Source organism: Staphylococcus sp. AC872, assembly GCF_979255425.1.
Window position 1 is genome coordinate 22,407 of record NZ_CEEDKW010000014.1, and the last position, 6,852, is coordinate 29,258.

The window sequence follows — 6,852 nt, forward strand, 5'->3', positions numbered from 1 at the left end:
GTTCGACTGTATAAATTATGCAACATCATCTTTAGATTTTAGTAATTTTGTTATAACTTCATAATCTGGTTTTACTATATACTTGTTAAATTCTTGTAGTGTATATATGCCATGGTCATCTAAAAATTGAGTTTTATCATTAAGTTCTTCAATTGTTTGTTTAAAATCATCATAATGTTGATAAGATTTTTCTTTATCATGAAGCAAATAATATAAATGCATAACACCTAATGATACTCCAGCAGCATGAAAAGATCTATCCAATGGTCTCTTTCTTTTTAGTATAGTAGAAGTAACTAATGCTTCTTCTTGATCACAAGCGTCGGCATCTGGAAAAATGGAATTTACCATATCATCTAAAAAAATACTTTGATGTATAAATTCATGATAGATTGCTTCTGCACAATCAATGATATTCCAATCATTTTGTGGATTTAACCAAATCATTCCAAGAATATTAGAAACTGATCCCCCTCCAAAATTTTCTTTTCTTAAAATTAAAAAAGAACCTACAATGATTTCAATTAGTTCATATAAATCTCTATGTAGTGATTTTATTAATTGTAATGCTTTTTTAATTCTATTACGCGTTTCTTCTTGTTCTTCACTATTAAAGATGTGTTTATTATTTATTAAATCTTCTTGATCAATCATTTTTAAATCTAATAATGAATTTTGTAAGTATTTATCTTCAAAAGAGATAATAATTTCCTCTTTACTATATGGGACTTGAACAGATTGCAAATTATTTATAGCTTCAAAATATTTTTCTTTTAAGCTCGCATCTTCTTCTAAATTTGTTCCGTATTCTTCCTTTGTAAAGTCATAAAGTTCGTTTATATTTTGTTTAATATGAGAATTATTAAGATATGGTAGATTGAAGTTTTCTGTCATACTAATTGCCCCCTCATTAGTTAAAAATAATGGGAGGTATATCCTCCCATTAAACATAAACTATTTTTCTTTTGTATGAATTTGCATTCTTAAAGGTTTTCTAGTGTCTCGTGAATCTTCATTAAGGTAGTCTTTTTTATAACGTAAAATATTCTTCTTCGTATCTTTACTCATAATATCTCCACCTTTGTTTATAATATAATATATTCTTCTAAAGAATATAATGTTATAATATTCTAATAATTCAGATAAATCAAGGGGTATATACATGAAAAAAAAACATAGTAATAATTTTTATTATCTTTTTTTGAGCCAATTATCGGCGAATATTGGTGATGTTATATATGTTGTCGGAATTTTAATGTATATATATCAACAAACTAAAAATGCTACTGGGCCAGCTCTTGTTCCAATAATAATAACTACAGGGATATTTTTTAGTGGAATAATATCTCCCTATATATACCAATATTTATCAAAAAGAAGTATTTTGTTACTGTTTCAATGTCTGAAAATCATAATGATGCTATTTATATTATTTATAATATATATGAATAATATACCTTTGCCTTATCTCTATTTTTTTATATTTATGAATTCATTGTTTGATGGTTTTACAAATCCAATAAAGAACTCTATGATTCCCTTGTTAGAAGATGATACAAATATAACAATTGCAAATGCAAAAATGAATACTATGAGTAACATTGTACAAGTCGGTTCTTGGTCATTAGGTGGTATATTGCTATCATTAATTGGGAATATTAATTTAGTCATTCTAACTATTTTTTGCTATATTATTTCAGTAATATTCATTTATTTAATAAATGTTACTATTGAGCATGATACTCAAAAAGAAACTTTGCACAAGTCATTTTTCACAATGCTCTCTATAAATTTCAAAAATAAAGAAAGTATTTTTTTAAACAGTTCAACCTTTATAGAATCCTTTGCACACAGCGTTTGGGTAGCTGCTATTTTACTAATATATATTCAAGTATTTTTAAAAGTAGAGACATTCTGGTTTGGAATGATTAACGCTACATTTTTTCTAGGTTTAATTTTTGCAGGAATAATGGTTAATTTTAAAGATTCTTTTTTTCAGAAAAGAACAATTTTCTTTGTTATTTACTTACCTATTTTCATAGGAATATTAAATATAAGTTTTGGCTTACACAAATATATATATATAGCTTTAGTTTTTTCTTTTATATTCGGACTTTTAGATGAAATTAGATCTATTATTTTACATTCTGTCATTCAATTAAAGTTAACTAACACACAACTTACTAATACTTATATTTTAAATAATATGGTATACAGTTTTAGTTTTTCTATAAGTACATTACTAATTTCATATATTGTAGATTATAGTAGTGTCCAATTTGCATTTTTTATCGGAGGGTTAGCTTATTTTTTAGTTTTTGTACTAGGACTTATATTTCATAGAGTGGCTAGTGTTTAAGCCACTCTTTTTTTGCGTTATCAAAACATAAGGGGCTTGGGGATTATCCCCAACAAGCTGGCCCAAACCACTTAAGGTATTACAGCAATGTTTTTTATCATTGCCTTAGTGATGGTCGCATTTTTAGTTTTAAGTCCCTTAGGTGACTGGTTAGGTGTGCAACATTTTTACGAATGGATTAATCACGTCCTTAAAATCGGTCATTCAGCATGGCGTTATCTGATCATTGTATTTTATTTAGTCCCTTATGTATTCTTTGGCATGCTTATATATGCCATTTTAAGAGCTTATAAGAGTATTTAAGTTAATAATAATAGAACGGGGTTATATTTCTAAATAAAGAAGCTTTATAAAGCTTAAATTAGATTTAAAATAAAAAGTTGCTATCGGAAATAAGATTATATTTCCGATAGCAACTTTTTTAAACACTTCATATAAATCAAATAATAAACTAGGTATTTAAAATTATAACAAAAATCTCATGTACACAATACAAATGTACATGAGATCAAAAAGACAAAGATTTTTTACCTAACAAACTATTTTAATTTTAACACTACATTCTAAAAAAGTCTTTTAAAATTTACTTTAAAAGTAAAAACATTTTGTCTTTACTTTTAATATTTACTAATTTAATTAAAAAATATATACGCATTTATGCCGAGAAAATTTATTGAGCATTGAGAAGAACCCTTAATTAAACTGTTTCGACGAATGTCGGGATAGCGTGAGCTATGAAACCGACGAGTCGACAGTTTTAGGGTTTATTAAGGGTTCAGAGGCTCAATGTCAATAAAGCAATTGGAATAATGCATTAAAGTTATATCACTTATTGCTTTTTTAAATAATAAAAACCAACCACAAATGTGGTTGGTTTCCTTTTTGTCTTTTGAATTTGTTCGGGGCAAATTGCCTCGAACTTTTTAATATCTTTTTATAAATCTTTTTAAGACCTTTATAAGTATTGTTTGAGCCTTAGAGCGACAAGAGGTTTGAGATGACAAAGGAAACTTTTTTAAAAAAAGTTGCCTTTGTAGTTAAATTGATGCTATTATAGTTTTAAATTAAAGTGTTTACATACTATTAAGACACCTATTATTTTTTAAGTGTCCTAATTTTTGTTTACTGCTTAGGAGGGTTTATAAACATGTCTGGAGAAACTGTTGTCTATCAAAATGAAATGAATTTAGTTCCTTTACGTAAGTTTACCAGCACAGAAATCGATATATTTTTTAGTCTTTGTAATAAGTTAAAAGAACAAGATATAAAAGAATTAACTATCCCTTTTGAGGAGTTACGTCACTTAAGTAATTACTATCATAGTTCCCTAAAACGTTTTGTTAAAGATTTAGAACATGTATACGATAAGATGTTAACTTTAACTTATACTGAAAGAAGTGGCCTATCTTTCAAAAAATTTGTATTGTTTACAGGATATGAAGTTGATGTTGATGAACAAGAATTAATTGTTAGTATTAACCCTAAATTAAAGCACGTTTTAAATGAAATAACAGCTGATTTTACTAAGTTTGAATTGAAAGAAATGACACACCTTAAATCAACATACTCTAAAAATATGTTTAGGTTATTAAAACAATATAAACACACAGGCTATTTCAAAATTCAAATTGAGGATTTTAGAGAGCGACTAGATATTCCTAATAGTTACCGTATGACACATATTAATCAAAAAGTATTAGTCCCTATCATTAAAGAGTTAGGTTTTATTTTTAACAATCTTAATATCAATAAAATAAAGGCAAAAAAAGGTCGCAAAATTGAATGGCTAGAGTTTACGTTTGATGCTGAGAAACGTATTCACTCCAAGAGACAACCGGAAATGACAGTTTCAGGCAAAACCAAACACATGATAAATCGGGAAAAAACACCAAAATGGTTAGAAGAAAGGACTTATGAGAAGAGAAAAGAAATATGACCCACAGCTTGAAAAAGATCGGGAAGCTTTTTTAAAACAACTTCAAGTTGATTGGGAAGAATGAGTAAGAAAATACTCATTCTGATAAAAATATATTTCACATGCTATGCTGTGTTAAAATAATGTAAATCCTATTTACAAAACCATGTAATAAATGTTATTTGTATATAAGATTATATTTATAATTTATACAAAGGGGTGAATATTGATGTCAGGTATCGTTGAATCATTACATAATGCTGTAAATTCAGGTTTACATGTCAAACAAGATTGGGTAGACATGGGATTTGGTATTGCGAATACAATCGCTAAAATTGCAGATCAAGTTTTAAAATATGTTTAATCGATAAACAAAAAACTATCCATAAAATTGAAGAATTTATGGATAGTTTTTTTACGCTGAAAATCATTAGTAAACAATCAATCCTTATATTCAGGTAATTACTTCTATATTTTTAGATATTGTAATTTACAAATACCTCCCTAAAAGCTATACTGAAAATAACAAGTGAAGTATGGTTCGCCATATGCAAAAAACCCCACTGCCGACCAAAGCAAAGTGGGGTTTTTTATTTATCTTTTTTAGGTTATCTGTAATGTAGTTCGCAACTACACCAGCGATAACAGATAAGATAAATGTTCCAACAAGTGAAAGTATCGTTAACGCCATATGCACACCTCCTTTCATGCACAGGAAGTGCTTTTTTAGTATAACAAAATTACTCTTATAATTTTTAAGATGTCAAATTTATGGGATTTGAAGATATAAAAAGAGCACAAAGCGAAGCTTTGTGCTCTTTTTATAATTAATTATTATTTGTTCGATTTAGAAGTACGTCTAAATACTAATAATGAACCAGCAGCTAATAATACTGATGCAACTATTGTTAAGATTGTAGTGTTTGATGATTCACCAGTTTCTGGTAAAACTTTAGCTTGTTCTTGAGTATTAGTTTGAGTTGTAGTGTTATTATCAGTAGTTTGAGTTTGTTGTTGGTCGTTATTTTGAGTATTTACAGTGTTATCAGTTGCTTGATTTTGAGCTTGTTGATCGTTATTTTGAGATAATTGTTGATTATTAGAATTATCACTATTTTGACCATTTAAATATGCTTTACCTTCTTGAGGTATTTTAAAATCTACAGTTTCATATTTTCTTTCATAATCTAAGTTTTTTTGAATATATTCTTCATAACTTTTGTCGTAACTAGTAATAGCACCAGGTCCGCCACCTTCTCCACCTTGGTTAGGGTGTTCTGCTTTAGCTTGTACCAATTTATCATGTTGTGTTTGCCATTCAGAAGGTGTTGGTAATGTGATTTCTTGTGTATCTGCATGTGCTTCGTTAGAATGAGTTGCTCCTACACCTGTGAATAATAAAGCGCCTGCTAATGTTGTTGTACCTAAAATTTTAGTTGTTTTCATAAAAGCACTCCTTAATATGTATTTAATCGTACAGTAGAATTTTAACACAGTAAACTTATTAAAAAAATAATAGATAGTGTAATTTAAAATTTATTAAACAAATATATGTATAAGCATTTGATATCCTTGAAAGACATGATCTAAGGTATATTTATACATAATCAATTAAAATGAAAATGCATGAAAACGTGTCATTAGGGTAATGTATAAAAGATGAATAACCTATAATCCGAACGACAAGGGACAAACGCTGATCTAACAGTGTTTGTCCCTTGTGTGTTAGTTAACATAATTTAATTTTATTTATCGGAAGTACATATGCTTGTACATTCATAGATGATATAATAATGGAGTCGTCTTAACTTCCATAGGCGAAATTACTATGGAAGGAGGTGAGCATCTGTGGACTTTTTATTCGTAACGGTTATTGCACCTGTGATAACTGGATGTATTGTAGCTTGGTTTACCTATTGGCTAAATCAGCACAATAAATAGGGGACTATCCATATCACATAAAGAGCCCCAACCTACGGCAATAGGTTGGGGCTCGGTGTATATCTATGGACTTTCTATTCGTTAATTGTATTATAACATCATAGTGTAGAGAAATGCAAAATAGAAAAAATAATAATGATTGGGAAGAGATAATATGAAAATCCTTTTAATTGAAGATAATATATTTATAGGGGAGCTAATCCAAAAAATGTTAAGGCTAAAAAAATATCAAGTGCATTGGCTTAGAAATGGTATTGAAGTAATGGAATACTTATCAGATACTTCTTATGATATTTTATTAGTGGATTGGATGTTACCTAAGCATAGCGGACTTGAAATTATTAAAGAAATACGAGATAAAAATATAAATATTCCTATTATTATGTTAACCGCTAAATCACAGACTGCTGATAAAGTTTCCGGGTTAAACATAGGTGCGGATGATTATTTAACAAAACCATTTGAATTTGAAGAATTAGAAGCACGTATACTGGCAAACGTTAAACGTTTCTCTAGGACACAAACTATGCAACAAAACACTAAAAAGATAGGAAATATAAGGTTCTGTTGCAAAGTTGAATTTATAGTATAATTTTAACAAAAAGGAGTCTTCTGTATGAACTATTTCAGATATAAA

Annotated in this window: 8 protein-coding genes and 1 pseudogene; 6 read left to right on the forward strand and 3 right to left on the reverse strand. The window is 28.2% G+C overall.

The window, feature by feature from the left end; all coding sequences use genetic code 11:
* Positions 1–15: 15 nt before the first annotated feature.
* Complete coding sequence (locus ACZ267_RS12445; RefSeq protein WP_220462314.1) at positions 16–894, reverse strand: aKG-HExxH-type peptide beta-hydroxylase; 879 nt, start codon at positions 892–894, stop codon at positions 16–18.
* A gap of 268 nt (positions 895–1,162) precedes the next feature.
* Between ACZ267_RS12445 and ACZ267_RS12450 the strand changes: the two genes are divergently transcribed.
* The 4 genes and pseudogenes from ACZ267_RS12450 (at position 1,163) to ACZ267_RS12465 (ending at position 4,638) form a co-directional block, all read left to right on the forward strand.
* Entirely contained in the window at positions 1,163–2,359 is a 1,197-nt protein-coding gene (locus ACZ267_RS12450; protein WP_002465840.1) for an MFS transporter, read from the forward strand.
* Positions 2,360–2,446: 87 nt separating this feature from the next.
* Positions 2,447–2,662 (forward strand): hypothetical protein, encoded by a 216-nt coding sequence (locus ACZ267_RS12455; protein ID WP_046464551.1) that lies wholly within the window; start codon positions 2,447–2,449, stop codon positions 2,660–2,662.
* Between the two features lie 844 nt (positions 2,663–3,506).
* Positions 3,507–4,359, forward strand: a pseudogene (locus tag ACZ267_RS12460) (replication initiation protein).
* A 144-nt stretch (positions 4,360–4,503) separates the two neighbouring features.
* The gene (locus ACZ267_RS12465; RefSeq protein WP_002465837.1) at positions 4,504–4,638 is read left to right on the forward strand and encodes a beta-class phenol-soluble modulin; all 135 of its coding nucleotides are present in this window, start codon (positions 4,504–4,506) and stop codon (positions 4,636–4,638) included.
* 147 nt (positions 4,639–4,785) lie between these two features.
* Here ACZ267_RS12465 and ACZ267_RS12470 read toward each other — a convergent pair whose 3' ends face one another.
* A complete protein-coding gene (locus ACZ267_RS12470; RefSeq protein WP_042752767.1) occupies positions 4,786–4,965 on the reverse strand; it encodes a hypothetical protein in 180 nt (59 codons plus the stop codon).
* 143 nt (positions 4,966–5,108) lie between these two features.
* Complete coding sequence (locus ACZ267_RS12475) at positions 5,109–5,720, reverse strand: LPXTG cell wall anchor domain-containing protein (protein ID WP_002465829.1); 612 nt, start codon at positions 5,718–5,720, stop codon at positions 5,109–5,111.
* 402 nt (positions 5,721–6,122) lie between these two features.
* On the opposite strand from ACZ267_RS12475, the gene ACZ267_RS12480 reads away from it, so the two are divergent.
* The gene (locus tag ACZ267_RS12480) at positions 6,123–6,215 is read left to right on the forward strand and encodes a type I toxin-antitoxin system Fst family toxin (RefSeq protein WP_021459888.1); all 93 of its coding nucleotides are present in this window, start codon (positions 6,123–6,125) and stop codon (positions 6,213–6,215) included.
* A gap of 154 nt (positions 6,216–6,369) precedes the next feature.
* Entirely contained in the window at positions 6,370–6,807 is a 438-nt protein-coding gene (locus ACZ267_RS12485; RefSeq protein ID WP_052731448.1) for a response regulator transcription factor, read from the forward strand.
* The last annotated feature ends 45 nt before the right edge of the window (positions 6,808–6,852 follow it).